The sequence below is a fragment of the Streptomyces sp. MJM8645 genome (genome assembly GCF_001625365.1).
GTDB lineage: Bacteria > Actinomycetota > Actinomycetes > Streptomycetales > Streptomycetaceae > Kitasatospora.
This window is the reverse complement of sequence record NZ_LJJF01000001.1, coordinates 3,215,803-3,240,579: the sequence shown is the minus strand read 5'-3', so window position 1 is coordinate 3,240,579 and position 24,777 is coordinate 3,215,803. Positions and strand designations below refer to the sequence as shown.

Below are 24,777 nucleotides of genomic sequence, written 5' to 3'. Positions count from 1 at the left end.
GAAAGTCGGATTCCGGCGGAACGATTCGGCACTCCCGGCTGCTTCTTAGGCTGACTAGCATGAGTGCAGTGAGGGAGGTGGCGATGACCGCCGAGCCGATCGACGAACCCGTCGAGGACCGCATCGACTGGACACATCCGCCGTCCCAGGGCTGGACGTACGAGCAGGCTCAGAAATTCGACCTGCCGTTCGAATGGGATCTGGTGGACGGAGTCATCGTGGTCCGGGGGCAGACGAATCAGTGGCACGACCAGGTGCGCGACGAGCTGTACACGGCTCTTCGAAGCGCACGCGTCGCGCCGTACGCGGCAAACGTCGAGCGTTGCGTCCTCCTGGACGAGAGCAACACGGCCAAGCCGGACGTGGTGGTCTTCGACAAGACCGGTCTCGACGTCTTCGAACTGGAGTGCCTGCCGCCGGAATCCCTGGTGCTGGCCGTCGAGGTCGTATCCCACGGCACCCGGGCCAACGACCGTTTCCGCAAGCCCGGCCAGTACGCCGAGAAGAAGATCCCGTACTACTGGCGGGTCGAGCGTGGCCTCGACAACCTGCCGATCGTGCACGAGTTCCACCGGGACGAGGAGAAGGGCGTCTACCTGCCCGTCGCCCAGCACGAAGGCGTGCTCCGCACCTCGGTGCCGTACCCCGTCGAGATCGACCTCGCCGAGGTCGTCGAACTCTGAGGGCCCCGCGCGCCCGTATCCTTGGCGCGTGAGCACCACCGACCCCACCCCTGACAGCCACCTGCTGGGCGCCGCCGACATTCGGGAGCTGGCGGCCGCGTTCGGCGTGAAGCCGACCAAGCAGCGCGGGCAGAACTTCGTCATCGACGGCAACACCGTGCGGCGGATCGTCCGGGCAGGCGGGGTGACGGCCGAGGACGCGGTGGTCGAGGTCGGGCCCGGACTCGGGTCGCTGACGCTGGCGCTGCTGGAGGTGGCCGCGCACGTCACGGCGGTGGAGATCGACCCGGTGCTGGCACAGCACCTGCCAGCGACCGTCGCGGCCCGGATGCCCGGCAAGGTCGACAGCTTCGACCTGGTGTTCAGCGACGCCATGGAGGTCACCGAGCTGCCCGGGCCGGCGCCGACCGCGCTGGTCGCCAACCTGCCGTACAACGTGGCCGTGCCCGTCCTGCTGCACATGCTGGCGACCTTCCCCAGCATCGAGCGCACCCTGGTGATGGTGCAGGCCGAGGTCGCCGACCGGCTCGCCGCCAAGCCCGGCAACAAGGTGTACGGCGTCCCGTCCGTCAAGGCCAACTGGTACGCCGACGTGAAGCGGTCCGGCGCCATCGGCCGGAACGTGTTCTGGCCCGCCCCCAACGTCGACTCCGGGCTGGTCTCGCTGATCCGCCGCGAGCCGCCGAAGACCACCGCCAGCCGCAGGGAGGTGTTCGCCGTCGTCGACGCCGCGTTCGCCCAGCGGCGCAAGACCCTGCGCGCCGCGCTGGCCGGCTGGGCCGGCTCCGCCGCCGGGGCCGAGCAGGCGCTCGCGGCCGCCGGGATCGACCACAAGCTGCGCGGCGAGATGCTCACGGTGGAGCAGTTCGCCGCGATCGCCGAGCACAAGCCGCAGATTGCCGAGCACAAGCCCGAGATCGCCGAGCACAAGCCGGAGATCGCCGAGCACGAGCCGGAGGCGGACTCCCAGTGATCACCGTGCGGGTTCCGGCGAAGGTCAACGCCCAGCTCGGGGTGGGCGGACTGCGCGCCGACGGGTTCCACGACCTGGCCAACGTGTTCTTCGCCGTCGCCCTCGGCGACGAGGTCACCGCCACGGCAGGGGAGGGTGTCACGCTCTCCTGCACCGGGCCGGACGCCCACGTCGTACCGCTCGACGACAGCAACCTCGCCGCCCGCGCCGCCCGCCTGCTCGCCGCCCACCACGGCATCGCCGAACCCGGCGTGCACCTGCACATCGCCAAGGCCATCCCGGTCGCCGGCGGCATGGCCGGCGGCAGTGCCGACGGGGCCGCCGCGCTGGTCGCCTGCGACGCGCTCTGGCAGCTCGACACCCCCCTCGACACCCTCCTGGAACTGGCCGCCGAACTCGGCTCCGACGTGCCGTTCGCCCTGCTCGGCGGCGTCGCGCTGGGCCTCGGCCGGGGCGAGATCCTGCAGCCGCTCACCGTCGACGGCACCTTCCACTGGGTGTTCGCGGTCGCCGACGGCGGCCTCTCCACCCCCGCCGTCTTCCGCGAGTGCGACCGCCTGCGCGAGGAAGCCGGCACCGGCTCCAGCGACACCGACGTCCGCACCCCCGACGCCGACCCCGCGCTGCTCGCCGCCCTCGCCCAGGGCGATGCCGTCGCCCTGGCCGCCGCCCTCGCCAACGACCTCCAGCCCGCCGCCCTCTCGCTGCGCCCCGCGCTCGCCGCCACCCTGCGGGCCGGCACCGAGGCCGGCGCGCTCGGCGCCCTCGTCTCCGGCTCGGGGCCGACCTGCGCGTTCCTCGTCAAGGACGCCGACGCGGCCGCCGCCGTCGCCGAGGCGCTGCGGGCCTCCGGCACCTGCCGGACCGCGCACGCCACGTACGGGCCGGTGCCGGGGGCGGCGCTCGTGCCGTAGGGACCCCGCCAACGTTTCTAAGGGCTTCGCCGGTACGGGGCCCGCCGGTTCGGGCCCCCGCCACTGCGGGCGGTGAGGGCGCTTCGGCGGGCCCATTAGGCTGGGGAGATCGGGGCGTCCCCGACAGGGGTGCCCGGCCGCGACCGGCGGGCCGCCCCGAGACCGCCAATCCCAGGAGCGCAGCAGACGTGGCCGTCAACCTCGCCACCATCGAGTCCGTCACGAAGGTCTACGGCACCCGCGCCCTCCTGGACGGAGTCAGCCTCGGTGTCAGCGAAGGCGACCGGATCGGCGTCGTCGGACGCAACGGCGACGGCAAGACCACCCTGATCCGGATGCTCGCCAAGCTGGAGGAGGTCGACAGCGGCCGGATCACCTGGAACGGCGGCCTCCAGCTGGCCGTCCTCACCCAGCACGACTCGCTCGACCCGACGGCCACCATCCGGCACGAGGTGATCGCCGACCGGGCCGACCACGAGTGGCTCGGCGACGCCCGCATCCGCGACATCGTCGAAGGCCTCTTCGGCGGCCTCGACCTGCCCGGCTTCGCCGACGGCCTCGACACCGTCATCGGCCCGCTCTCCGGCGGCGAGCGCCGCCGGATCGCCCTCGCCAAGCTGCTCCTCGGCTCGCCCGACCTGATCGTCCTCGACGAGCCCACCAACCACCTCGACGTCGAGGGCATCAACTGGCTCGCCCAGCACCTGCAGAAGCGCCGCTCCGCGCTGGTCTGCGTCACCCACGACCGCTGGTTCCTCGACCAGGTCAGCACCCGGATGTGGGACGTCCAGGGCGGCGCCGTGCACGAGTACGAGGGCGGCTACTCCGACTACGTCTTTGCCCGCGCCGAGCGCTCCCGGATCGAGGCCGTCGAGGAGCAGAAGCGCCAGAACCTCGCCCGCAAGGAACTCGCCTGGCTGCGCCGCGGCGCCCCCGCCCGCACCTCCAAGCCGCGCTACCGGATCGAGGCCGCCAACGCCCTGATCGCCGACGTGCCGGAGCCCCGGGACCGGTCCGAGCTGATGAAGTTCGCCAACGCGCGACTGGGCAGGACCGTCTTCGACCTGGAAGGCGTCACCGTCAAGGCCGGCCCCAAGCTGCTGCTGGAGAACCTCACCTGGCAGCTCGGCCCCGGCGAGCGGATCGGCCTGCTCGGCGTCAACGGCGCCGGCAAGACCTCGCTGCTGCGTGCCCTGCGCGACGCGTACGCCTCCGAGGGCGACGTGCAGCCCGCATCGGGTCTGATCAAGGTCGGCAAGACGGTCCGGCTCGCCTACCTGTCGCAGGAGGTCGTCGAACTGGACCCGGCCATCCGGGTGCTCCAGGCCGTCGAACAGGTCCGCTCGCGCGTCGACCTCGGCAAGGGCCGGGAGATGAGCGCCGGCCAGCTGTGCGAGCAGTTCGGCTTCGGCAAGGACAAGCAGTGGACGCCCGTCGGCGACCTGTCCGGCGGCGAGCGGCGGCGGCTCCAGCTGCTGCGCCTGCTGATGGACGAGCCCAACGTGCTCTTCCTCGACGAGCCCACCAACGACCTCGACATCGAGACCCTCAACCAGCTGGAGGACCTGCTCGACGGCTGGCCCGGCTCGATGATCGTCATCAGCCACGACCGGTTCTTCATCGAGCGGACCACCGACGTCGTCCACGCGCTGCTCGGCGACCAGAAGATGCGGATGCTGCCGGGCGGCGTCGACGAGTACCTGGAGCGGCGGGCGCGGATGGCCGCCTCGATCGCCGCCGCCGCTTCGGCCGCCTCGGGTGCTCCGACCGCCTCGGCTGCTTCGGCCGCGGCAGCGGGCGGCCCGGACGCCGGGACCGCCGCGTCGGCCCTGTCGGGCGGCGACCTGCGGGCGGCGAAGAAGGAGATGCAGAAGATGGAGCGGCAGATCGCCAAGCTGGACCAGAAGGAGTCCAAGCTGCACGCCCAACTCGCCGAGCACGCCGCCGACTTCTCCAAGGTCGCGGAGCTGGACGCGCAGCTGCGCGCCGTCCGGGAGGAGAAGGAGGAGCTGGAGCTGAGCTGGCTGGAGCTGGCCGAGCAGGTCTGAGTCCTGGTCGGAGTTCTGGTCGGAGTCCTGGCCGGTGCCGGGATCCCGTTCGGGCCCTACCGGGCCAGCAGGGCCTCCAGCTCGTCCGCCGCACGGCCCAGCGCACTGCGCGCCGGGTCGTGCGGCGCCGTCGGGCGGGCCGCCGCCCCGGTCGGCGGGCGGTGCTCGCGGGCCGCGGCCGTCAGCTCGTCCAGCGCCCGGCGCACCCGCCCCACCTCCGCCGGATCCGGCACCCGGCCGCCGTACCGCAGCTGCGCCGCGAACGCCGCCACCGCGCCGCCCAGCCGCTCCAACGCCGCCGTCGCCGGCAGCCACTGCTCCGCCAGCCGCCCCGTCGGCGGCGGCTCGGCCAGCCCCTGCCGCACCTCCTGGCGGGCGTCCTCCAACGCCCGGTACGCCGTGCGGCGCAGCCACACCTCGGCCCGGCCCGCGTCCCCGGTGACCGCGTCCAGATAGGCCCGCAGCGCGGTGGCCGCGTCCACCAGCCGGGGCTCGATCCGGTGCCGCGGACGCTCCGGCCACAGCAGATAGCCGAAGAGCAGCACGATCGCGCTCGCGAGCACCGTGTCCAGCACCCGCGGCCAGAACTCGGCCGCGCTGCTCTGCCCGCCCAACTGGAGCAGGATCAACGCCATCGGCGTCATCGCCACCGTGTTCAGCCCGTAGTGCGCCGCCGTCACGTACGGCAACAGGGCCACGCAGAACGCGGCGATCGCCGTCAGTACCCACGCGTCGGTCGTGAGCGACACCACGGCCGCCGTGACCGCCACCCCGAGCACCGTGCCGATCGAGCGGCTCACCGCCCGCAGGAACACCGAACCGAGATCCGGCTTCAACACGAAGGCGATCGTCATCGGCACCCAGTAGCTCTTGCTGAGCGGGTAGCTGGCCGTCACCGCCGAACCGACCGCGATGCACAACGCCACCCGCAGCCCGTACCGGACCGAACCGCGCGACAGCAGCCGCACCCGCAGCCGCCACGGATCGGGCGGCGGTGCCGGGGCGGTAGCGACCTCCGCCTCCCGGCCGGCCACGGTGTCGGCCGCCGCGCGCAGCGCCACGTCCAGGGCCTGCCGGGACGGCGTGTCCGGCTGCCACTGCGGAACGGTGACCTCGCCGCCGCCCCGCCGGACCGCGTCCGCCAACCGGAGCGGCACCTCCGCGACCTCGGGCGGCACCGGCCGCCACGCCCACAACAGGCCCGTCGCCGCCTCGGTGGCGGCCAACGCCGCCTCGTACATCCGGCGCAGCCGAACCGTACGGGCGGACTCCGACCCCGGGCGGTGCGGTCGCGGGAGGAGGTCCTGCAACTGGTTCAACCGGGCCGTCAACACCTGGCGCGAAGCCGCGCCCTGCGGCGTGCCCAGATCGGCCAGCGTCTGGCCGAACGCCTCGTATGCGGCCGCCAGCGCACGGTTGCGCGGATCCGAGGCGGGGCGGCGGTGCGCGCCCCCCGGCAGACCCAGCACCACCACGAACGCGGCACCCGCCAGCATCATCGGCGCCGCCGCCCACCACGGATCCGGCAACGGCATCCCGCTGCCCAACGCCGCCGACACCAGCAGCAGCATCCCCGCCGCAGAACCCCGCGGGCCCGTCGCACTCAGCGCGCCGGACGCGAACGCCGTGAACGTGAGCGCCGCACCGAGCGCGACCGCCGAAACGTGCACGTGCTGGAGGGAAGTGCCGATCAGCATGCCGAGTGCCGAAGCCAGCACCGCCGACGCGATCCGGGGCACCCGCAGGCCACCCGGCTCCGCGCGGTCGTTCATCGTCGCGTGCATCGCGCCCAGACCGGCGAACACCCCCAGATCCAGCCGGTGCGCCAGCAGCCCTGCGGCCAGCGGCACCGCCATGCCCACCGCCGCGCGGGCCATCAGTGCCAGCGGCAACGGCGGCCGGGAAGGACGGGCGGCACGGGCCCACCAGGAGGGGGCGGACTCGTCTGCAGGCATCAGGTCACGTCCGTTCTGCGGCCAGGGGACGCTGCTGTGCGACATTGCGCGGCAGATGGGGGCGTACCCGGTCCAACCGGGCGACGCCAGTCTACCGGGGCCCGGCACGGCACCCCCGAGGGCCGCACGTGTCAAGTTCGTACCGATCCCGCACAGGCGGGCCAAGGGCCCTGCCAGCCCGACAGAGGCGGTGGCTACGATTGCGGAGGCGGAAACCGCCCCCAGGGCGGGCGGTGCACCGACCAGCACTGTACGACCGAGAAGTTGACGGTATGTTGCGGAGCGGCGGCCCCGGGGTTACCCCGAACCACCGCCCGTACGGGGGAGAGGTGAACTGCTATGGCAGGAGAGGTTCCACCGAACACGGGGGCCAGTCCGGACACGTCCGGTGACATCACGCCATTTATGCTCAGCCACATGATGGGGTTCGGCCCCCTCGTCAGCACCGTGCAGACGAACGTCAGCGCCGCCGACCTGGTGTCCGCCTTCGGCAAGAAGGACGTCAAGGTCGAGCTCGACACACTCACCGCGTTCGCCAAGAAGATCGAAGCCCTGCTCCAGGCCATGGAAGGCTCCCCGGCGGCCCCGTACAAACTCCAGGAACAGAAACTGACCGGCGGAAGCTTCGCCAGCGCGGAGTTCGCCGAAGCAACGGCCCTGACCGCGGCCTACGACAAGGTGCACACCCAGCTCGTCAAGCTGCACAAGGACTTCGTGTCGCAGATCGAGGCGATGAAGACCGCGGTCGCAGCGACGGCGGGCAACTACTCGGCCAACGAGGACGACACGACGGCCGCGCAGAACGCCGTCGCGAAGAACGCGGGCGGCACCACGCCGGCGCGGGCCGGCGGCGAGGGCTTCTGATGGTGGTCGGCGAGGGCGCTCACGGGGAAACGGGGAGTAAGTAGTGGCAGACGGAACGAACTTCGAGGGCGTCGGACACGCCCAGCTCAAGAAGATGGTCCAGAGCACCGACCCCACGACGGTGCTGAGTCGCGGCACCCAGCTGAAGTCGGCCGGCCGCGTCCTGAAGGAACTCGGCGCGGCACTCAAATCGCACATCGGCAACGTCAGCTGGGAAGGGCCGGCCGCCGAGAGCTTCAAGACCTGGGCAGGCAACCTGCAGCAGTCCGCCGCGTTGCTCGGTGACTACTCCACAACCGCCGGCGACGCCATGCACCAGGCCGGCGAGGCACTCAGCACCGCCAAGGTGGCCGTGCCGGACGTGCCACACGACGATGTCGACATCGTCAAGGCGCGCTCGACCCAGGGGGTGCCCAACCAGATGGCGCTCACGAGCGCCAACTTCACCCCGACCGGGCCGACCACCGCCACCGTCGACGCCATGATGAAGAAGCAGAACTGTTCCTGGGTCACCGAAACGGAGGCTGTGGCCGCCTCCCAGCGGGTCTACAAGGCCCACCAGGAAGCCATCCACCAGATGGAGAAGCTGGGGCAGGCGTACGAGGCGGCGACGACGAAGCTGGCCGGGCTCGGGGACGTGGCTCTGCCGGGTACGCCGGATGCGAGTAAGAGCCGAGACGATGTGTCGGATTACCCAAAGGGTGGTGGCTACGGCGGCTACGGCGGTTCCGTCCGCAGTCCTCGTACGGGCAGCGGCGTTACTGCCAGAGGGAGTTACAGCCCGCAAGGTGGAACTTACGGTGGCGGCTCGACCGTACCCCGCAACCCGGGATCGAGTTCGCAAGGCCCGCTCGTACCAGGCCACACTGACCCAATTCCGTCGCGAAACGGTGGCCAGGTGCCGCCGACACCGGTGGACCCGGGCTCCTCGACGCATCCCTTTGTGCCGTCGGAACCCGTCCACCGTCCCGGTACCGGCCTTGACAGCCTGCCGACCGTGCCGACCTTGCCAGGTCAGACCGGCCCGCTCGGCCCCAGTGGTGGTGGAAATCTCCCGCCTGACGGTCCGAGTGGGATTCCCGGATACCCGGGTGGCCCCGGTGGTACCCAGGGATATCCGGGTGGTCCGGGTGGCGGCCCGGTGACCGGTTTCCCGGCCGGGGGCGGCGGCGGCTCGATCCCGGCCAAGGGTGGTGGCGGATCCGTCTCCGGCAAGGGAGGGGGCTCGATCCCCGCCCGTACGGCTCCGTTCGGCGGCGGCTCGGTGCCGGGGAAGTCCGGTGGTAGCCAGGGTCTGCCCAGCGGGACGGTCTTCGGCGCGCGCGAGGCCCAGGCGGGGCGGGCGGGAGCGGCCGGCAGCGCGGGCGGTGTGGGCGGCATGCATCCGGGGATGGGTGGTGGTTCCGGAGCCGTTGGTTCGGGCGGCAGTTCGCGGGGCCGGGGCCTGACCTCGACTGGAGGAGGGGCGGTCGGCGGCCGCAAGGGACCGGCTGCCGGCGGGGAGTTCACGCCGGGTGGTACGGGCCTGCGCAACCGGGCTGCTGCTGCGGGAGCCGTTGAGGGCGAAGCCCGCTCCGGGCAGAACGGCATGATGGCCCCTGGAACGGCGGGTCACTCCGGGCGGAACGAGCGCGATCGCCGCAAGCGGGCCGACTACCTCTACGAGGACGAGGAGACCTGGACCAGCGGTACGCCGCACAGCAACCCGGACGTGATTGAGTAGGACGGCAACGACTGCCCGGTCACTGGGCTCTCCCGGTGGCCGGGCAGACCTGTTCGGGGCACGCTCCCCGGTCGACGGAGAGATTGACGAGGAGTTGCGATGGGGCGGACGAGCGCACGCGCACGTTGGCGAATGTTCGCTGCGGCGCTTCTGGTGACGGGCGTCATGGCCGGTCCGGCGGCACCACTGGCGATCGCAGGCGATTCGATCCGCGAGGATCAATGGCATTTGGATGCCATGCATGCATCGGAGATGTGGAAGACCTCCAAGGGGGAGAGCGTTACCGTCGCAGTGATCGACGGCGGATTCAAGTTGGATCACCCGGATTTGGTGGGGCAGTTTATTCCGGGTAAGGATTTCAGTGGAAGCCCCGGTGGCGTTGGATCCTATGCGGAGGGGCATGGTACGCAGATGGCCAGCCTCATTGCTGGGTCCGGAAAATCCGACGGCGGGAAAGGCGCTTACGGCCTTGCTCCTGGAGCTAAGATCCTACCGTTGAAGATTTCCAACGGATCCGATGGGGCGGTGATTTCGGCCGATTTCCTTGGACAGATTGGCCAGGCCGTCACCTATGCAGTCGATCAAGGTGTCAAGGTCATTAACATTTCTCAGGGCACTTCCGCTGTCGCGACTCACCCTGAAGATGTTGCGAAGCTGAATACCATCCTGGCTTGGGCGCGAGCGAAGGGATCGCTGGTAGTTTCCAGTGTCGGGAATTCTGCCCAGTCGGGAAATCTTGTTGAATATCCGGGTGCGCTCCCCAATGTTGTTGGAGTTGGGGCGGTCGGTCGCGACGTCATTGCGACGTCGGAGTCGCAGCAGGGGTCGCAGGTGATCCTTGCAGCTCCTGGCATGGATATGATCGAGGCTTGCACGGGGAAAACGGGCTATTGCAAGAGTCATGGCACCTCGGATTCTGCTGCATTGGTGTCCGCCTCGGCTGCATTGATCTGGTCTATTCACAAGGATTGGTCGGCGAATCAGGTTCTGCGGGTGTTGATCAATACGGCCGGGAAGCCGACTGATGGATCCGTCCGCAACAACGATGTCGGCTATGGCGTAGTGCGGCCTCGGGTCGCTCTGGCGGACCCTGGTGATCCTGGCCCGGCGGACGTGTCTCCGGTTCCGGCGGCGGAGACTGTGCCTTCGGCCAGCCCGTCCGCGCCTGCGAGCCCGTCGGCTACTTCTACTTCGGCGCCCTCGCCGAGTTCGGCGGCTCCGAGTCCGAGTGATGTGGCCGTGGGGGCGCCGTCGGTGGAGCCGAGGGCGGAGAAGTCCTCTGGTTCGGGTGGTGCGTTGCCGGTTGTGGCCGGTGTGGTGGGTGGGTTGGTGCTGGTCGCCGGTGTGGTGTTCGTCGTGTTGCGGCGGCGGAAGGCGGGTGGGCGGCCTGTGGTGCCGCCGGGGGAGGACCCTTACGTGCGGTGATCTGGGCGCCTGCGCTGGTGTGCGCCTCGGGTGTTGAGCCGGGGGCGCGTGGAGTGGGGGTGTGCGCGGGGGTCACTCGGGTGGGGGCTGGTGGCGGGGCGGGCTGGTGTCCAGGGTGGTGGTATGGATGCGGAGGAAGCCCGGCGGGCGGGGCAGTTGAGGCGTGCGGCGGCTGCGGCGCTGATCGGTACGGCGATCGAGTTCTACGACTTCTTTTTGTACGGGACGGCGGCGGCCTTGGTGTTCGGGTCGGTGTTCTTTCCTGAACTGGGCACGGTGGGGGCGCTGTTGGCGGCGTTCTCGGTGTATGCGGTGGCGTTCTTGGCCCGGCCGCTGGGGGCGGTGGTGTTCGGGCATTTCGGGGACCGGGTGGGGCGGAAGGCGACGCTGGTGGTGTCGCTGTTGTTGATGGGGCTGTCTACGGCGGCGGTGGGGGTGTTGCCGGGGTTCGGGTCGTGGGGGTGGTGGGCGCCGGTGGCCCTGGTGGTGTTGCGGGTGTGTCAGGGCGTGGGGTTGGGCGGGGAGTGGGGCGGGGCGGCGCTGCTGATCGCGGAGAACGCGCCGGCCGGGCGGCGGGGGCGGTACGGGGCGTTCCTGCAGTTGGGGCCGACGAGCGGGTTCGTGTTGGCGAACGGGGTGTTCCTGGCGGTCCAACTCGGCCTGGACGGGCGGGCGTTCCGGGAGTGGGGCTGGCGGGTGCCGTTCCTGGCGTCGTTGGGGCTGGTGGCGGTGGGGCTGTTCGTGCGGCTGCGGTTGGAGGAGACGCCGCTGTTCCGGCCGGACGAGCCGAGGGACCGGGCGCCGGTGGTGGAGGTGTTGCGCGGGCACTGGCGCACGGTGCTGCTGGGCTGTGGGGCGATCACCGTGGGGTACGCGCTGTTCTACCTGACCACGACGTACGCGTTGGCGTACGCGACGTCCGGGCTCGGGGTGGCGAGTTCGCTGGTGTTGGTGATGCTGCTGGTGGGCGCGCTGGGCATGGGCGTGACGGTGTGGGTGAGCGCGTCGCGCAGTGACGGGTGGGGGCGGCGGCGGACGCTGTGCTGGGCGACGGGTCTGGCGGCGGGGTGGTCGCTGGTGCTGTTCCCGTTGCTGGAGACGGTGCGCCGGCCGTTGATGTTCGTGGCGCTGGCGGGTGCGCTGGTGGTGCTGGGGTGCCTGATGGGGCCGGTGGCGGCGTTCCTGCCGGAGTTGTTCCCGACCCGGGTGCGGTACACGGGTGCCGCGTTGACGTACAACCTGGGCGGCGTGGTGGGCGGGGCGACGACGCCGCTGGTGGCGACGCGGCTGACGGAGGCGTACGGGACGGCGGAGCCGGTCGGCTGGTACCTGGTGGGGTTGGGCGTGGTGGCGCTGGGCTGCCTGTGGCTGCTGCCGGAGACCGGCGGCGCGGAGTTGGGGGCGGTGGACGGCGGACGCCGCCGGGTGCCCCTCCTGGGGGCGGACCCGGCGGCGTAGGTGCCGACCGTGCGGTGCGGTCAGCCGGCGAGGGCGGCGCGGCCGGCCAGCACGACGGCGGTGTGTTGGGCGACCCGCTCGCCGAGGTACTCGGCGGTCGCGATGTCGGCCTTGTGCACGGCCTCGGGGCCGGCGTCGGACGGGCTGGAGGCGGCGGCGCCGTTGAAGAAGCCGAGGCGGTTGAGGTCGTTCTCGGTGGCGGTGGTGGCGTTCCAGCCGGGCTTGAGGCCGAGGTTGACCCAGCTCATGGCGTGCTGGGCGGCGAGGGTCTGGAAGAAGCCGAGGGTGCCGGCCTTGTCGCCGCTCTTGGAGGCGGAGTTGGTGAAGCCGGCGGCGACCTTGTCCCGCCAGGCGTCGGAGAACCAGCGCTTGCTGGTGGCCTCGGCGAAGACGTGGAAGGCGCCGGAGGCGGTGCCCATGTAGGTGGGGGAGCCGAAGACGATCGCGTCGGCGGCGTCGAGCTGGGCCCACTGCTCGTCGGTGATGGTGTCGACGGCGATCGAGACGACCTCGGCGCCGGCGGCGGCGGCGCCGCGGGCGACGGCCTCGGCGATGACGGCGGTGTGGCCGTAGCCGGAGTGGTAGGCGAGGGCGACGGTCGGGCGGATGGCGGTCATACGGGGGCACTCCTGTACGGGAACGGGTGCGGGCAGGGGCAAGGCAGGGCAAGGCAAGGCAAGGTAAGGCAAGGCAGGGACAAGCCGAGGAGCGACGGCGGGGCGTGCTGTCGCACCTCGACCCGCCGGCCTGGTCTCCAATATAGACCAAGTCTCCATTGGTTACCAAGGGTGGATTGGAGACCGCGGGGCTACCCTGGACGGCATGACGACGGAGGAAGCGGCCCGGGTGGAGAGCGGCACCGGGCGGCAGGGGCAGGAGCGGGAGGGCGGGCAGGACCGGGAGCAGGAGCTCGACGTCTTCGCCCAGCTCTGTCCCAGCCGCGCGATGTTCGCCGAACTGGCCGACAAGTGGTCGATGTTGATCCTGATGAGCCTCGCCGCCTGCGGGCAGCAGCGGTTCTCCGAACTGCAGCGTGGCGTCGGCGGGGTCAGTCGCAAGATGCTCACCCAGTCGCTGCGCAGCCTGGAGCGCAGCGGACTGGTGCGCCGCACCGTGTTCCCGGAGACGCCGCCGCGGGTGGTCTACGACCTGCTGCCGCTCGGCCGGGAGCTGGCCGTGCTGCTGGCGCCGCTCGGCCGCTGGACGGAGCAGCGAACCGGGCAGATGCTGGCCGCCCGTGAGGAGTTCGACGAGACGCACGCCGAAGGCTGACCATGCGCGCGCCGAAGGCTGGCCGGGCCCGCGCCAAGGGCTGACCAGCCCCGTACCGAAGGCCGACCGGGCCCGTGCCGAGGGCCGGGTGCCCGCCCGCCGGGGGTCGGTCCGGCATGCGCCGGGGTCGCGGAGCCGATTTCCCTTCCGGGCTGCCAGCCGTGTAATGTCTTCCTTGTTCGACCGGCCCGGTGAAAGCCCGGCAAGCCCCTATAGCTCAGTCGGTAGAGCGTCTCCATGGTAAGGAGAAGGTCTGCGGTTCGATTCCGCATGGGGGCTCCATTCGAAGGCCCTCGCTTCATGGCGAGGGCCTTTTGCTGTTCCCCGATCAGGCCGTCCGGTCCAAGACGGCGGCCCAGTGCGGCGGCCGAACGCGGCGGCCTAGCGGGTCGGGTACGGAATGCGCTGTGATGGTGCGTCATCGGCCGCCCGCCCATGGGGTGCGGGCGCGAGCCGAACCCCGACCGGGAGGGCGTCATGGGCGTTCGACTCGTGGTGGTCGACGATCACCGGCTGTTGGCCGAGGCGCTGGCCACGGCGTTGCAGCTGCGCGGCCACCGGGTGCTCGCGGTCGGCTGCCCGGCCGGGGTCGCGGCTGATCTGGTGGTCGGCCGGCGGCCGGAGGTGTGTCTGCTGGGGGTGGCCGCGCCGAGTGAGCCGGCGGCTTTCGACGGGCTGCGCCGGATTCGCCGGGAGCGCCCCGAGGTGGCCGTGATCGTGCTCGGGCCGGTGGGTGAACTGCGCGGTGTGGCGGGGGCGTTCGCGGCCGGGGCGGCGGGGTACGTGCCGAGCGACGAGCGGATCGGGGTGGTCGAGCGGGCGATCGGGCGGGCTCGGGCGGGCGAGGCGGCGGTGGCCGTGGACGTGCTGCGCGGGGCCTTCGACCAGTTGCTGCGGCCGGTCGCCGAGCCGGACGACGAGGCGGTGCGGCTGCTGCGGTTGCTGACCCGTCGTGAGGTGCAGGTGCTGGCCCGGATCGCGGACGGGGAGGACACGGCGGCGATCGCCGCCGGGATGCGGATCGCCGCGAGCACCGCCCGGACGCACGTCCAGCGGGTGCTGATGAAGCTCGGGGCGCGGACCCGGCTGGAGGCGGCCGCGGTGGCGGCCCGTACCGGGCTGCTGGAGCGGATGGCCGGCGGCTGAGGGGGGCTCGGGTTTCGTGAAACCGGCTCCCGGGTGGCCCGTTCACGTGGTCCTGGGCACTCCGGCGGGCAGGGAGAATAGCCTCAGTCGTACACACGTCATCGACGGCCGCCGCTGATCCGGCGGACCGTCGCCCGCTGGAGGTCTCATCATGAGTAAGTACCTGGTCACGGGTGGCGCCGGCTACGTCGGCAGCGTGGTGGCCGCCCACCTGCTGGAGGCGGGGCACCAGGTGACCGTCCTGGACGATCTCTCCACCGGTTTCCGTGAGGGCGTCCCGGTCGGTGCCGAGTTCGTCGAGGGTCGGGTCCAGGAGGCCGGCCGGGTGCTGGACGGTTCCTTCGACGGCGTGCTGCACTTCGCCGCCTCCTCGCAGGTCGGCGAGTCGGTCGTGGACCCGGAGAAGTACTGGCGCAACAACGTGGCGGGGTCGCTGGAGCTGGTCGCGGCGATGCGCGCGGCGGGTGTGCGCAAGCTGGTGTTCTCGTCCACCGCCGCCGTCTACGGCGAGCCGGAGGTCGTGCCGATCGCGGAGACCGCCCGCACCTCGCCGACCAACGCCTACGGCGCCACCAAGCTCGCCGTGGACCACCTGATCACCAGCGAGGCCGTCGCGCACGGGCTGGCCGCCGTCTCGCTGCGCTACTTCAACGTGGCTGGTGCGTACGGCGCGTACGGGGAGCGCCACGACCCCGAGTCGCACCTGATCCCGCTGGTGTTCCAGGCGGCGCTGGGTCAGCGCCCGCACATCGCGGTGTACGGCGAGGACTACCCGACCCCGGACGGCACCTGCATCCGCGACTACATCCACGTCGCGGACCTGGCCGACGCGCACCTGCTGGCGCTGGACGCGGCCAAGCCGGGCGAGCACCTGATCTGCAACCTGGGCAACGGCAGCGGCTTCTCGGTGCGCGAGGTGATCGAGTCGGTCCGGCGCGTCACCGGCCGGGAGATCCCGGTGCAGGCGGCCGGCCGCCGGGCCGGCGACCCGGCCGTGCTGGTGGCCTCGGCGGCCCGCGCCCACGAGGCGCTGGGCTGGACGCCGCGCCGCCCGAACCTGGACGACATCGTCGCCGACGCCTGGAAGTTCGCCCTGGAGAAGCACGGCCAGTAGGCCGCAGGACCCCGCAGGCGCCGCTCCCGGAGGTTGGGGGCGGCGCCTCGGCGTTGCCCGCTTCGACCGGTGATGGCGTGAAATCCCGCCACTCGCGCACCTCCTGACGAAACTTCACCAAACCGCCACGAGGGGGTTTCCCGGCCCGTACGCTGAGTGCGGTACCGGTGGGGGCCGGCGCCCTTTTTCGGCCTCACCGGCCACCGGTGGGCGGGCGGAGTGACGGGCCCGGACCGCGGGTGCCGGGGCCGGTCCCCGCCCCCGGGCTCGGGCCGGTCTGAGCAGGGGGGTAGTGACGATGGGGCGGATCCGCGTCCTGGTGGTCGACGACCACCGGATCTTCGCCGAGGCCCTGGCCGCGGCGCTCGCCGCCGAGCCCGACGTGGAGGTGGGGGCGGCCGGCAGCGGGGCCGCCGCCGAGCGGGCGCTGGAGCGTGCCGCCGTCGAGGGGCGGGCCTTCGACGTGGTTCTGATCGATGCCGACCTGGGGGCCGAGGGCGTCGCTTCGGCGGGTGCCCGGAGCCGGCCCGGCCCGGACGCGGCCGACGCGGCCCGGCGGCGGCTGGCCCCGGCGGTGCCGCCGCCCCGCCACCCGGTCGGCCCGCCGGTGGTGCCGTCCGGCGGGCGCTCGGTGGACCTGCTGCGCCCGGGTGGGCGCGGCGCGGAGTCGGCCCGCTCCGACGCGTACCGGGCCGACCAGCTCAGGACCGCGCCTCCGGCACCGGACGGCATCACCCTGCTCGCCCGGGTCCGCCGCGCCCATCCGGGGCTGCGGGCGGTCGTGCTGGCCGCCGCCGACGATCCGCACCGCGCCGCCCGGGCCCTGCACGCGGGTGCCACCGGCTGGGTGGCCAAGGAGAGTTCGCTGGCCCGGCTGCTCGCGGTGGTCCGGGGGGTGCTGCGGGACGAGACGCACCTGCCGCCCGCGCTGCTGACCGGGGTGATCCGCGAGCTGACCACCGCCCGGCGGGACCGCACCGAGAGCGAGCGGCTGGTCGACACCCTGACCCCGCGGGAGAAGCAGATCCTGCGCTGCATGGTGGCGGGCCTGGGTCGGCAGGCGGTCGCGGAGCGGCTCTACCTGTCGCCGCACACCGTCCGGACGCACATGCAGAACGTGCTCGGCAAGCTCGGGGTGCACTCCACGCTGGCCGCGGTGGCGGTGGCCCGCCGGGCCGGGGTCAGCCCGGCCGAGCCGGCCCTGCCGGCGCCGCCGTCCATCGTGACCGCGGTGGACCGGACGTGAGCTCCGGGGCCCGGATCAGCCCGGGATGTTGTCGAAGGGGGCGACCAGCTGCCGCAGGAGCGCGGCGAGTTCGCCCTGCTGGCCGGAGCTGAGCTGGGCGAGCAGTTCGCGTTCGTGCGCGAGCAGTCCGGCGAGTGCCTGGTCGGCGCGGTCGCGGCCGTCGTCGGTGAGCCGGACGAGCACGCCGCGCCGGTCGTCCGGGTCGGGCAGGCGCTTGACCAGGCCCTTGCCGGTGAGGCGGTCGATGCGGTTGGTCATGGTGCCGGAGGTGACCAGGGTCTGGGTGAGCAGCTGGCCGGGGGAGAGCTGGTAGGGGGAGCCGGCCCGGCGCAGGGCGGTCAGGACGTCGAACTCCCAGGGCTCCAGCCCGTGCTCGGCGAAGGCGGTGCGGCGGGCGCGGTCGAGGTGCCGGGCGAGCCTGCTGACCCGGCTGAGTACCTCCAGCGGCTCCACGTCGAGGTCGGGGCGCTCTCGGCGCCACGCTGCGACCAGCCTGTCGACCTCGTCCTCCATGACGATCAGTGTATCGGTGGATGTGTCGATGTGAAGTCTCTTGACGTCGAGAAATGTGCCAGCAAGGCTACCTGGGATATCTTGATGTCGAGATACTTGCGAGGTGGACCATGACCAGTCCCGTCTGGGACCCGGCGCAGTACCTGCGCTTCGCGGACGAACGCACCCGTCCGCTGCGCGACCTGCTCGCCCGCGTCCCCGCCCTCCCGAACCCGGGCGATCCCGTGATCCTCGACATCGGCTGCGGCCCCGGCAACTCCACCGCCGTGCTGCGCGCACGCTGGCCGCACGCCCGCCTCACCGGCGTCGACAACTCCGCCCCGATGCTCGCCACCGCCCGCACCGACGGTGAGCCCACCGCCGACTACCTGCTCGCCGACGCGCGCGACTACGACCCGGCCCCGGCCGGACCCGACCTGATCGTCTCCAACGCCACGCTGCAGTGGATCGACGGCCACCTCGGCCTCGTCCCGCGCTGGGCCGGCGCCCTGCGGCCCGGCGGTACCGTCGCCTTCCAGGTCCCCGGCAACTTCGACGCCCCCAGCCACACCCTGCTCGCCGAACTCCGGCGCAGCCCCCGCTGGCGCGGCCTCCTCGGCGACGAGGACGCCAGGGCCGGCGTCCACCCGCCCGAGCGCTACCTGGACGCCCTCACCGCCGCCGGCTGCACGCCCGACGTCTGGGAGACCACCTACCGCACCCTGCTCCCGGGCCCGGACCCGGTCCTCGCCTGGGTCAAGGGCACCGCCCTGCGCCCCGTCCTCACCCGGCTGACCGACCCCGGCCGCCAAGCCGCCTTCCTCGCCGAGTACGGGGCGCTCCTGCGCGAGGCCTACCCGGCCGGACCGCACGGCACCGTCTTCCCGTTCCGGCGGATCTTCGCCGTCGGGACCAGGGTCTGATGCGGGGCGGGCGGGCCTGATGAGAGGCGGGAGGGCCGTCGGTCCTTCCGCCCGCAGGTCAGTCCTTGCGCCCGCCGACCAGCCTCGGGTGCCGCTCCAGGCCCTCCAGCCCGTGCCAGGCCAGGTTCACCAGGTGCGCCGCGACCTGCGCCTTGTCCGGCTTGCGGACCTCCAGCCACCACTGCCCGGTCAGTGCCACCATGCCGACCAGCATCTGCGAGTACATCGGGGCCAGTCGCGCGTCGAAGCCCCGGGACTTGAACTCCAGGCCGAGGATGTCCTCCACCTGCGTCGCGATGTCGCTGATCAGTGACGCGAAGGTGCCGGTCGACTGGGCCACCGGGGAGTCCCGGACCAGGATCCGGAAGCCGTCCGTCGAGGTGTCGATGTAGTCCATCAGCGCGAACGCGGCCTGCTCCAGCAGCTCCCGCGAGTGCCCGCCGGTCAGCGCCCCCGTGACCATGTCCAGCAGCAGCTGCATCTCGCGGTCCACCACCACCGCGTACAGCCCCTCCTTGCCGCCGAAGTGCTCGTACACCACCGGCTTCGACACCCCGGCCCGCTCGGCGATCTCCTCCACCGAGGTGCCGTCGTAGCCGCGCTCCGCGAACACCGTCCGCCCGATCTCCAGCAGCTGCTCCCGCCGTTGCTTGCCGGTCATCCGGACCCGCCCGCCCCGGCGGCGCGGCGCCGGGGCGGGCGCACCTCCCGAGGCGCCCCCGCCCGCCGGTGCAGCGGTTCGCGGACGGGCCGGCGCCGCGTCGGGCGCCGCGTCCGTCCGCGTGCTCTGGTGGCCGCCTGTGCTGTCTGCGCTGCTCCCGTTCACCCCTACATCATGCTGGAAGCGACGACTCATGCGGCGCGGCGGGCGGCGATCCGTTGTGCGTCCGGCCAACGGACGTCCCGGACCCAGCCGGCCAGCTCGAACCAGCGGATCAGCCGGGCCGAGGAGTCGATCTGCCCGCGCAGCACCCCGTGTCGGGCGGCCGTCGGGTCCGCGTGGTGCAGGTTGTGCCAGGACTCGCCGCAGGAGAGCACCGCCAGCCACCAGACGTTGCCCGAGCGGTCCCGGGAGCGGAACGGGCGGCGGCCGACGGCGTGGCAGATCGAGTTGATCGACCAGGTGACGTGGTGCAGCAGGGCCACCCGGACCAGCGATCCCCAGAAGAAGGCGGACAGCGCGCCCGACCAGGACAGCGTCACCAGCCCGCCGACCAGCGGGGGGAGCAGCAGCGAGATCATGGTCCAGAGCCAGAACAGCCGGGAGATCCGCCGTATGGCCGGATCGCGGACGAGGTCCGGCGCGTACGTGAGCTGCGGGGTCTGCTCCTCGTCGAACATCCAGCCCATGTGCGCCCACCACAGGCCCTTGAGCAGGGCGGGGAGGCTCTCTCCGTAGCGCCACGGCGAGTGCGGGTCGCCGTCCTTGTCGCTGAACCGGTGGTGCTTGCGGTGGTCGGCCACCCAGCGCACCAGCGGGCCCTCGACCGCCAGGCTGCCGGCGATCGCGAGGGCGAGCCGCATCGGGCGGTTGGCCTTGAACGCGCTGTGGGTGAAGTAGCGGTGGTAGCCGACGGTGATGCCGTGGCAGGTGAGGAAGTACATGGAGACGGTGATCGCCGCGTCCGTCCACCCCAGTCCCCACCCCCAGGCCACCGGCACGGCGGCCAGCAGCGCGGTGAACGGCAGGAGGATGAACAGCCCGAGCGCGAGCCGTTCGGCGAGGCCCTGCTTCTCCCCGCCGCGGGTGGCGGACAGCCGGGTGGCGGCGGTGTCGGTGGGATCGGGGGATTCGGTGGGAAGCGCGGCGTTCCCCGCGCTCGGCTCGCCGGCCTTGGTGGTCATGGGCGTCCCTTTGCGGCATCTCTGTGCGGGAGGGAGGAGCGGAGGCTACGTTGGCGTAACCTACGGCATCGTAGGTTGCGCTCCGTGGCGAAGGGAACACGCCGCCGCACGGCGCTTGAGTGAATTCACCCGACTGGATGGATGAACCGGCGGCCCGGCTTGTTCGACCGTTTCCGGCGGATCGGGGCCTGCGGATCGCGGCAGTTGATACCCATGGCCGGGTCGACTCGGGTAGGGTCTGAGCAACCATCCGCCGTGGTGTAATGGCAGCACAGGGCCCTTTGGAGGCCTTTGTCTGGGTTCGAATCCTAGCGGCGGAGCCTCTGCACGCCTCAGGTTCGGGCGTACCGCCGAACCGCCGGTATTGTCGGTGCTGCTCGGCGGACTGTGCGAATGGCGACCGGCCTCGGTCCGGTCCGGGCCCGTTCTGCCCGCTCTGTGAACCGACCGAGGAGCCTCCCCGCATGGGTGCCAATTCGCTTGCCGCCGTTGTCGTGCTCGCCGCCGGTGGCGGGACCCGGATGAAGTCGAACAAGCTGCCCAAGGTGCTGCACGAGGTCTGCGGCCGGTCGCTGGTGGGTCATGCCGTCTCGGCGGCCCGCGAACTGACGCCGGAGCAGCTCGTCGTGGTGGTCGGACACCAGCGGGACCAGGTCCAGGAGCACCTCGCGGCGCACTACCCGGCGGCCCGCCCGGTGGTGCAGGAGGACCAGAAGGGCACCGGGCACGCGGTGCGTACGGCGCTGGAGGCGCTGGCCGCCGACGGCGTGGTGCTGGACGGCACGGTGATCGTCACCGCCGGGGACTCCCCGCTGCTGACCGGGGACACGCTGCGCCGCCTGGCGAAGGCCCACACCGCCCAGGACAACGGGGTCACCGTGCTGACCGCCGTCGTCCCCGAGCCCTTCGGCTACGGCCGGATCCTGCGGGACGAGGACGGCACCGTCGCCGCGATCGTCGAGGAGCGGGACGCCACCGCCGTCCAGCGCTCGATCGCCGAGATCAACTCGGGCGTCTTCGCCTTCGACGCCAAGCTGCTGGTCGAGGCGCTGGCCGAGCTCACCACGGACAACTCGCAGGGCGAGGAATACCTCACCGACACCCTGGAGATCCTGCGCACCGCCGGGCACCGGGTGGGCGCCGTGGTCGCGGAGGACCACCGGGACATCCTGGGCATCAACGACCGGGTGCAGCTCGCGCAGGCCCGTCGGCTGCTGAACGACCGCCTGCTGGAGCGGGCGATGCGGGCCGGCGTCACCGTGGTGGACCCGGCGACCACCTGGATCGACGTGCAGGTGACGTACGAGCCGGACGCCCTCGTGCTGCCGAACACCCAGCTGCAGGGCGCCACCCACCTGGGCGAGGGCTGCGAGGTCGGCCCGAACTCGACCCTGACCGACACCCTGATCGGCGCCGGCGCCCGTGTGAGCAACACCACGGCGGACCGCGCCGAGGTGGGCGAGCTGGCCACCGCCGGCCCGTACGCCTACCTGCGGCCGGGGGCCAGGCTGGCCCGTAAGGCGAAGGTCGGCACCTACGTCGAGGTGAAGAACTCCGAGCTGGGCGAGGGCGCCAAGGTGCCGCACCTCTCCTACATCGGGGACACCACGATCGGCGAGGGCACCAACGTCGGCGCGGCCTCCGTCACCGTGAACTACGACGGCGTCAACAAGCACCGCACGGTGATCGGTGCGCACTGCCGCACGGGCTCCGACAACATGTTCATCGCCCCGGTGACGATCGGGGACGGCGCCTACACCGCGGCCGGTTCGGTCATCACCACCGACGTCCCGCCGGGCGCGCTCGGAGTGAGCCGGGCGCACCAGCGCAACATCGAGGGCTGGGTGGAGCGCAAGCGCCCGGGGACCACCTCCGCGCAGGCCGCGAAGGTTGCGACGGACGGGGCCGCGGACGCCTGACGGGGCGGGCGGGAGCCCGAGGGCGGTCCCGGGGCGGACGGTTTCTGCGTGGGCGCGTAACCTTGGGGACATACGTGCGCCACTGGGCTTACGGCCCGTGTCCAGGCGTACCGACAATTCCCCCGACCCCTCGTGCGAGCCGGCTGCGCCTGCCCGCACGGGACGACGGGGTTCAGCGTCAGCAACGCGAGGAGACGGTGCAGTGAGCGGGATCACGACGTCGGGTGAGAAGAAACTCAAGCTCTTCTCCGGCCGTGCCCACCCGGAACTGGCGAGGGAGGTGGCCGAGGCGCTCGGGACCGAGCTCGTCCCGACCAAGGCCCTGGACTTCGCCAACGGCGAGATCTACGTCCGCTTCCTGGACTCCGCCCGCGGCGCGGACTGCTTCGTGATGCAGAGCCACACGGCTCCCATCAACCAGTGGATCATGGAACAGCTGATCATGATCGATGCGCTGAAGCGGGCCTCCGCCAAGAGCATCACCGCGATCCTGCCGTTCTACGGGTACGCCCGCCAGGACAAGAAGCACCTGGGCCGCGAGCCCATCTCGGCGCGCCTGGTCGCCGACCTGCTGCGCCAGGCGGGCGCCGACCGGCTGATGGCCGTGGACCTGCACACCGCGCAGATCCAGGGCTTCTTCGACGGCCCGGTGGACCACCTGTTCGCGCTGCCGATGCTGGCGGACTACGTGGGCGGGAGGGTGGACCGCTCCAAGCTGACCATCGTGTCGCCGGACGCCGGCCGGGTGAAGGTGGCCGACCAGTGGTGCGACCGGCTGGACGCGCCGCTGGCGATCATCCACAAGCGCCGTGACATGACCCAGGCCAACACCATCCTGTCGGCCGAGGTCGTCGGTGACGTCAAGGACCGGGTCTGCGTCCTGGTCGACGACATGATCGACACCGCCGGCACGATCTGCGCCGCGGCTGACGCGCTGTTCGACAACGGTGCGGCGGACGTCCTGGTGGCGGCCACCCACGGCGTGCTCTCCGGCCCGGCCGCGGACCGGCTGAAGAACTCGCGGGTCAGCGAGTTCGTGTTCACCAACACGCTGCCGACCCCGGGGCAGATCCAGCTGGACAAGATCACCACGCTGTCCATCGCCCCCTCGATCGCGGCCGCGATCCGCGAGGTGTTCGAGGAGGGTTCGGTCACGAGCCTCTTCGAGGGCGTGCACTGACGAAGCCCGACGGCGGCGGCCCCGGTCCGGATCGGACCGGGGCCGCCGCCGATTTCACGGGAGGCCGTTCATGCGGTTAGACTCGTGAAACTGCTCGGCGAGGGATGCCGTGTGCCTGCTTGCCGGGTGCCCGCTCCGTGATCGACGCGCTGCCGGTACCGGATTCCCGTCCGCCGGCAGAGGCCGTTACCGCCGAGTGACCCCCGAACGTACTGAGGGTGTGGTCCCGGCGGTTTTTCGCGTTGCCTGCACCCCCGCGCCAGTCTTCCCGAGGAGTGCAGTCGTGTCCGAGATCCGCATCGCCGCTGAGACCCGTTCCGAGTTCGGCAAGGGTGCCGCCCGTCGCGCCCGCCGCGCCGGCTTCGTCCCCGGTGTCGTCTACGGCCACGGCCACGCCCCGGTTCACCTGAACCTGCCGAGCCACGACCTGATGATGGCGCTCAAGACCCCGAACGCCCTGCTGGTCGTGCCGATCGAGGGCAAGGACGAGTACGTGCTGCCCAAGGCCGTCCAGCGCGAGGCCATCAAGCGCACCATCGAGCACGTCGACCTGCTGCTGGTCAAGCGCGGCGAGAAGGTCACCGTCGAGATCCCGGTCCTGACCGAGGGCGAGCTGGCCCCCGGCGGCAACCTGCTGGAGCACGTCCTCAACGCGCTGCCGATCGAGGCCGAGGCCACCCACCTGCCCGAGTCGGTCACCGTCTCGGTCGAGGGCCTGGAGTCCGGTGCCTCCGTCCTCGCCAAGGACATCGTCCTGCCGGCCGGCGTCACCCTGGCCGTCGACGCCGACGCCGTCGTGCTGCAGGTCATCGGCGCCCAGGCCGCCCCGGCCGAGGACGAGGCCGCCGAGGCCGAGGGCACCGAGGCCTGAGCCTCGCCCCACCAGCTGTGACCGCTGCCCCGGTCGCTCCCCTCGGAGCGGCCGGGGCAGCGGTGTGTCCGGGAAGATGACGTAGAGCGCGCACAGGAGGAGAGAGGGCATGGCGGACGAGTACGAGGGCCCCTGGCTGGTGGTGGGGCTGGGCAACCCGGGCGAGCAGTACGCCCGGAACCGGCACAACATCGGGTTCATGGTGGTGGACCTGCTGGCGCAGCGGATGGGCGCGAAGTTCAAGGCGCACAAGAGCCGGGCGCAGGTGGCCGAAGGGCGGCTGTCCGGCCGCCGGGTGGTGCTGGCCAAGCCGATGTCGTTCATGAACCTCTCCGGCGGCCCGGTGACGGCGCTGCGGGACTTCTACAAGGCGCCGGCCTCGGCGCTGGTCGCCGTCCACGACGAGCTGGACATCGACTACGCGGCGCTGCGCCTCAAGCTGGGCGGCGGGGACAACGGCCACAACGGGCTGAAGTCGATCACCAAGTCGCTGGGGCCGGACTACTACCGGGTGCGGTGCGGGATCGGTCGGCCGCCGGGCCGGATGGAGGTCGCGGACTTCGTGCTGAAGGACTTCTCCGGCGCCGAGCGCAAGGAACTGGAGTGGTTCGTGGACCGCTCGGCGGACGCGGTGGAGGCGCTGCTGTCCGAGGGGCTGGAGCGGGCGCAGGGCACCTACAACTCCTGACGCTCCATCAAGTCCGGGAGTGGTGTTACGCAACAGTC

The 24,777-nt window shown here is 71.9% G+C and carries 22 protein-coding genes and 2 tRNA genes; 19 read left to right on the top strand and 5 right to left on the bottom strand.

Annotation, left to right across the window (positions count from 1 at the left end; translation table 11 throughout):
* Positions 1-59 precede the first annotated feature (59 nt).
* The 4 genes from A6F73_RS13720 (at position 60) to A6F73_RS13705 (ending at position 4,618) form a co-directional block, all read left to right on the top strand.
* On the top strand, positions 60-683 hold the full coding sequence (locus tag A6F73_RS13720; RefSeq protein WP_244293383.1) for a Uma2 family endonuclease: 624 nt from the start codon (positions 60-62) through the stop codon (positions 681-683).
* A 28-nt stretch (positions 684-711) separates the two neighbouring features.
* A complete protein-coding gene (gene rsmA / locus A6F73_RS13715) occupies positions 712-1,656 on the top strand; it encodes a 16S rRNA (adenine(1518)-N(6)/adenine(1519)-N(6))-dimethyltransferase RsmA (protein ID WP_063348064.1) in 945 nt (314 codons plus the stop codon).
* A complete protein-coding gene (locus A6F73_RS13710; RefSeq protein ID WP_063348063.1) occupies positions 1,653-2,570 on the top strand; it encodes a 4-(cytidine 5'-diphospho)-2-C-methyl-D-erythritol kinase in 918 nt (305 codons plus the stop codon). The genes rsmA and A6F73_RS13710 overlap by 4 nt, the downstream gene beginning before the upstream one ends.
* Positions 2,571-2,758: 188 nt before the next feature.
* On the top strand, positions 2,759-4,618 hold the full coding sequence (locus A6F73_RS13705; protein ID WP_063348062.1) for an ABC-F family ATP-binding cassette domain-containing protein: 1,860 nt from the start codon (positions 2,759-2,761) through the stop codon (positions 4,616-4,618).
* A gap of 56 nt (positions 4,619-4,674) precedes the next feature.
* Here A6F73_RS13705 and A6F73_RS44005 read toward each other — a convergent pair whose 3' ends face one another.
* Positions 4,675-6,573: an FUSC family protein gene (locus A6F73_RS44005; RefSeq protein ID WP_159398451.1), complete on the bottom strand. Its 1,899-nt coding sequence runs from the start codon at positions 6,571-6,573 to the stop codon at positions 4,675-4,677.
* Between the two features lie 417 nt (positions 6,574-6,990).
* On the opposite strand from A6F73_RS44005, the gene A6F73_RS13695 reads away from it, so the two are divergent.
* The 4 genes from A6F73_RS13695 (at position 6,991) to A6F73_RS13685 (ending at position 12,043) form a co-directional block, all read left to right on the top strand.
* Positions 6,991-7,437: a hypothetical protein gene (locus A6F73_RS13695; protein WP_159398450.1), complete on the top strand. Its 447-nt coding sequence runs from the start codon at positions 6,991-6,993 to the stop codon at positions 7,435-7,437.
* A gap of 43 nt (positions 7,438-7,480) precedes the next feature.
* Complete coding sequence (locus A6F73_RS41445; protein WP_159398449.1) at positions 7,481-9,160, top strand: hypothetical protein; 1,680 nt, start codon at positions 7,481-7,483, stop codon at positions 9,158-9,160.
* Positions 9,161-9,259: 99 nt separating this feature from the next.
* Entirely contained in the window at positions 9,260-10,585 is a 1,326-nt protein-coding gene (locus A6F73_RS39315) for a S8 family serine peptidase (RefSeq protein ID WP_079135663.1), read from the top strand.
* 123 nt (positions 10,586-10,708) lie between these two features.
* Positions 10,709-12,043 (top strand): MFS transporter, encoded by a 1,335-nt coding sequence (locus A6F73_RS13685; protein ID WP_063348058.1) that lies wholly within the window; start codon positions 10,709-10,711, stop codon positions 12,041-12,043.
* A gap of 20 nt (positions 12,044-12,063) precedes the next feature.
* On the opposite strand, the gene A6F73_RS13680 is transcribed toward A6F73_RS13685, so the two are convergent.
* Positions 12,064-12,660 (bottom strand): flavodoxin family protein, encoded by a 597-nt coding sequence (locus tag A6F73_RS13680; RefSeq protein WP_063348057.1) that lies wholly within the window; start codon positions 12,658-12,660, stop codon positions 12,064-12,066.
* Positions 12,661-12,865: 205 nt separating this feature from the next.
* Between A6F73_RS13680 and A6F73_RS13675 the strand changes: the two genes are divergently transcribed.
* From A6F73_RS13675 to A6F73_RS13655, 5 genes are all read left to right on the top strand, one after another.
* Complete coding sequence (locus tag A6F73_RS13675) at positions 12,866-13,315, top strand: helix-turn-helix domain-containing protein (RefSeq protein ID WP_079135662.1); 450 nt, start codon at positions 12,866-12,868, stop codon at positions 13,313-13,315.
* Between the two features lie 206 nt (positions 13,316-13,521).
* Positions 13,522-13,597 (top strand) — tRNA-Thr (locus A6F73_RS13670).
* Positions 13,598-13,792: 195 nt separating this feature from the next.
* Entirely contained in the window at positions 13,793-14,461 is a 669-nt protein-coding gene (locus A6F73_RS13665) for a LuxR C-terminal-related transcriptional regulator (RefSeq protein WP_063348056.1), read from the top strand.
* 151 nt (positions 14,462-14,612) lie between these two features.
* Positions 14,613-15,575 (top strand): UDP-glucose 4-epimerase GalE, encoded by a 963-nt coding sequence (gene galE, locus A6F73_RS13660; protein ID WP_063348055.1) that lies wholly within the window; start codon positions 14,613-14,615, stop codon positions 15,573-15,575.
* Positions 15,576-15,873: 298 nt separating this feature from the next.
* Positions 15,874-16,821 (top strand): response regulator transcription factor, encoded by a 948-nt coding sequence (locus tag A6F73_RS13655; RefSeq protein ID WP_063348054.1) that lies wholly within the window; start codon positions 15,874-15,876, stop codon positions 16,819-16,821.
* Between the two features lie 15 nt (positions 16,822-16,836).
* Here A6F73_RS13655 and A6F73_RS13650 read toward each other — a convergent pair whose 3' ends face one another.
* Positions 16,837-17,334 carry a MarR family transcriptional regulator gene (locus A6F73_RS13650; RefSeq protein WP_063348053.1) on the bottom strand — a complete coding sequence of 166 codons (498 nt, stop codon included), beginning with the start codon at positions 17,332-17,334 and terminating at the stop codon, positions 16,837-16,839.
* A gap of 110 nt (positions 17,335-17,444) precedes the next feature.
* On the opposite strand from A6F73_RS13650, the gene A6F73_RS13645 reads away from it, so the two are divergent.
* On the top strand, positions 17,445-18,236 hold the full coding sequence (locus A6F73_RS13645; protein WP_063348052.1) for a methyltransferase domain-containing protein: 792 nt from the start codon (positions 17,445-17,447) through the stop codon (positions 18,234-18,236).
* A gap of 58 nt (positions 18,237-18,294) precedes the next feature.
* Here the strand turns inward: A6F73_RS13645 and A6F73_RS13640 are convergent, their stop codons facing one another.
* Together A6F73_RS13640 and A6F73_RS13635 are read right to left on the bottom strand one after the other, a co-directional pair.
* Entirely contained in the window at positions 18,295-18,897 is a 603-nt protein-coding gene (locus A6F73_RS13640; protein WP_063348051.1) for a TetR/AcrR family transcriptional regulator, read from the bottom strand.
* Between the two features lie 191 nt (positions 18,898-19,088).
* The gene (locus A6F73_RS13635; RefSeq protein ID WP_063348050.1) at positions 19,089-20,081 is read right to left on the bottom strand and encodes an acyl-CoA desaturase; all 993 of its coding nucleotides are present in this window, start codon (positions 20,079-20,081) and stop codon (positions 19,089-19,091) included.
* Between the two features lie 249 nt (positions 20,082-20,330).
* Between A6F73_RS13635 and A6F73_RS13630 the strand changes: the two genes are divergently transcribed.
* The 5 genes from A6F73_RS13630 (at position 20,331) to pth (ending at position 24,739) form a co-directional block, all read left to right on the top strand.
* A tRNA-Gln gene (locus A6F73_RS13630) sits at positions 20,331-20,401 on the top strand.
* Between the two features lie 144 nt (positions 20,402-20,545).
* Complete coding sequence (gene glmU / locus A6F73_RS13625) at positions 20,546-22,000, top strand: bifunctional UDP-N-acetylglucosamine diphosphorylase/glucosamine-1-phosphate N-acetyltransferase GlmU (RefSeq protein WP_063348049.1); 1,455 nt, start codon at positions 20,546-20,548, stop codon at positions 21,998-22,000.
* A gap of 202 nt (positions 22,001-22,202) precedes the next feature.
* Positions 22,203-23,180, top strand: coding sequence for a ribose-phosphate diphosphokinase (locus A6F73_RS13620; protein WP_063348048.1), 978 nt, complete (start codon positions 22,203-22,205; stop codon positions 23,178-23,180).
* 283 nt (positions 23,181-23,463) lie between these two features.
* Positions 23,464-24,051, top strand: coding sequence for a 50S ribosomal protein L25/general stress protein Ctc (locus A6F73_RS13615; protein ID WP_063348047.1), 588 nt, complete (start codon positions 23,464-23,466; stop codon positions 24,049-24,051).
* 109 nt (positions 24,052-24,160) lie between these two features.
* Positions 24,161-24,739 (top strand): aminoacyl-tRNA hydrolase, encoded by a 579-nt coding sequence (pth, locus tag A6F73_RS13610; protein ID WP_063348046.1) that lies wholly within the window; start codon positions 24,161-24,163, stop codon positions 24,737-24,739.
* The last annotated feature ends 38 nt before the right edge of the window (positions 24,740-24,777 follow it).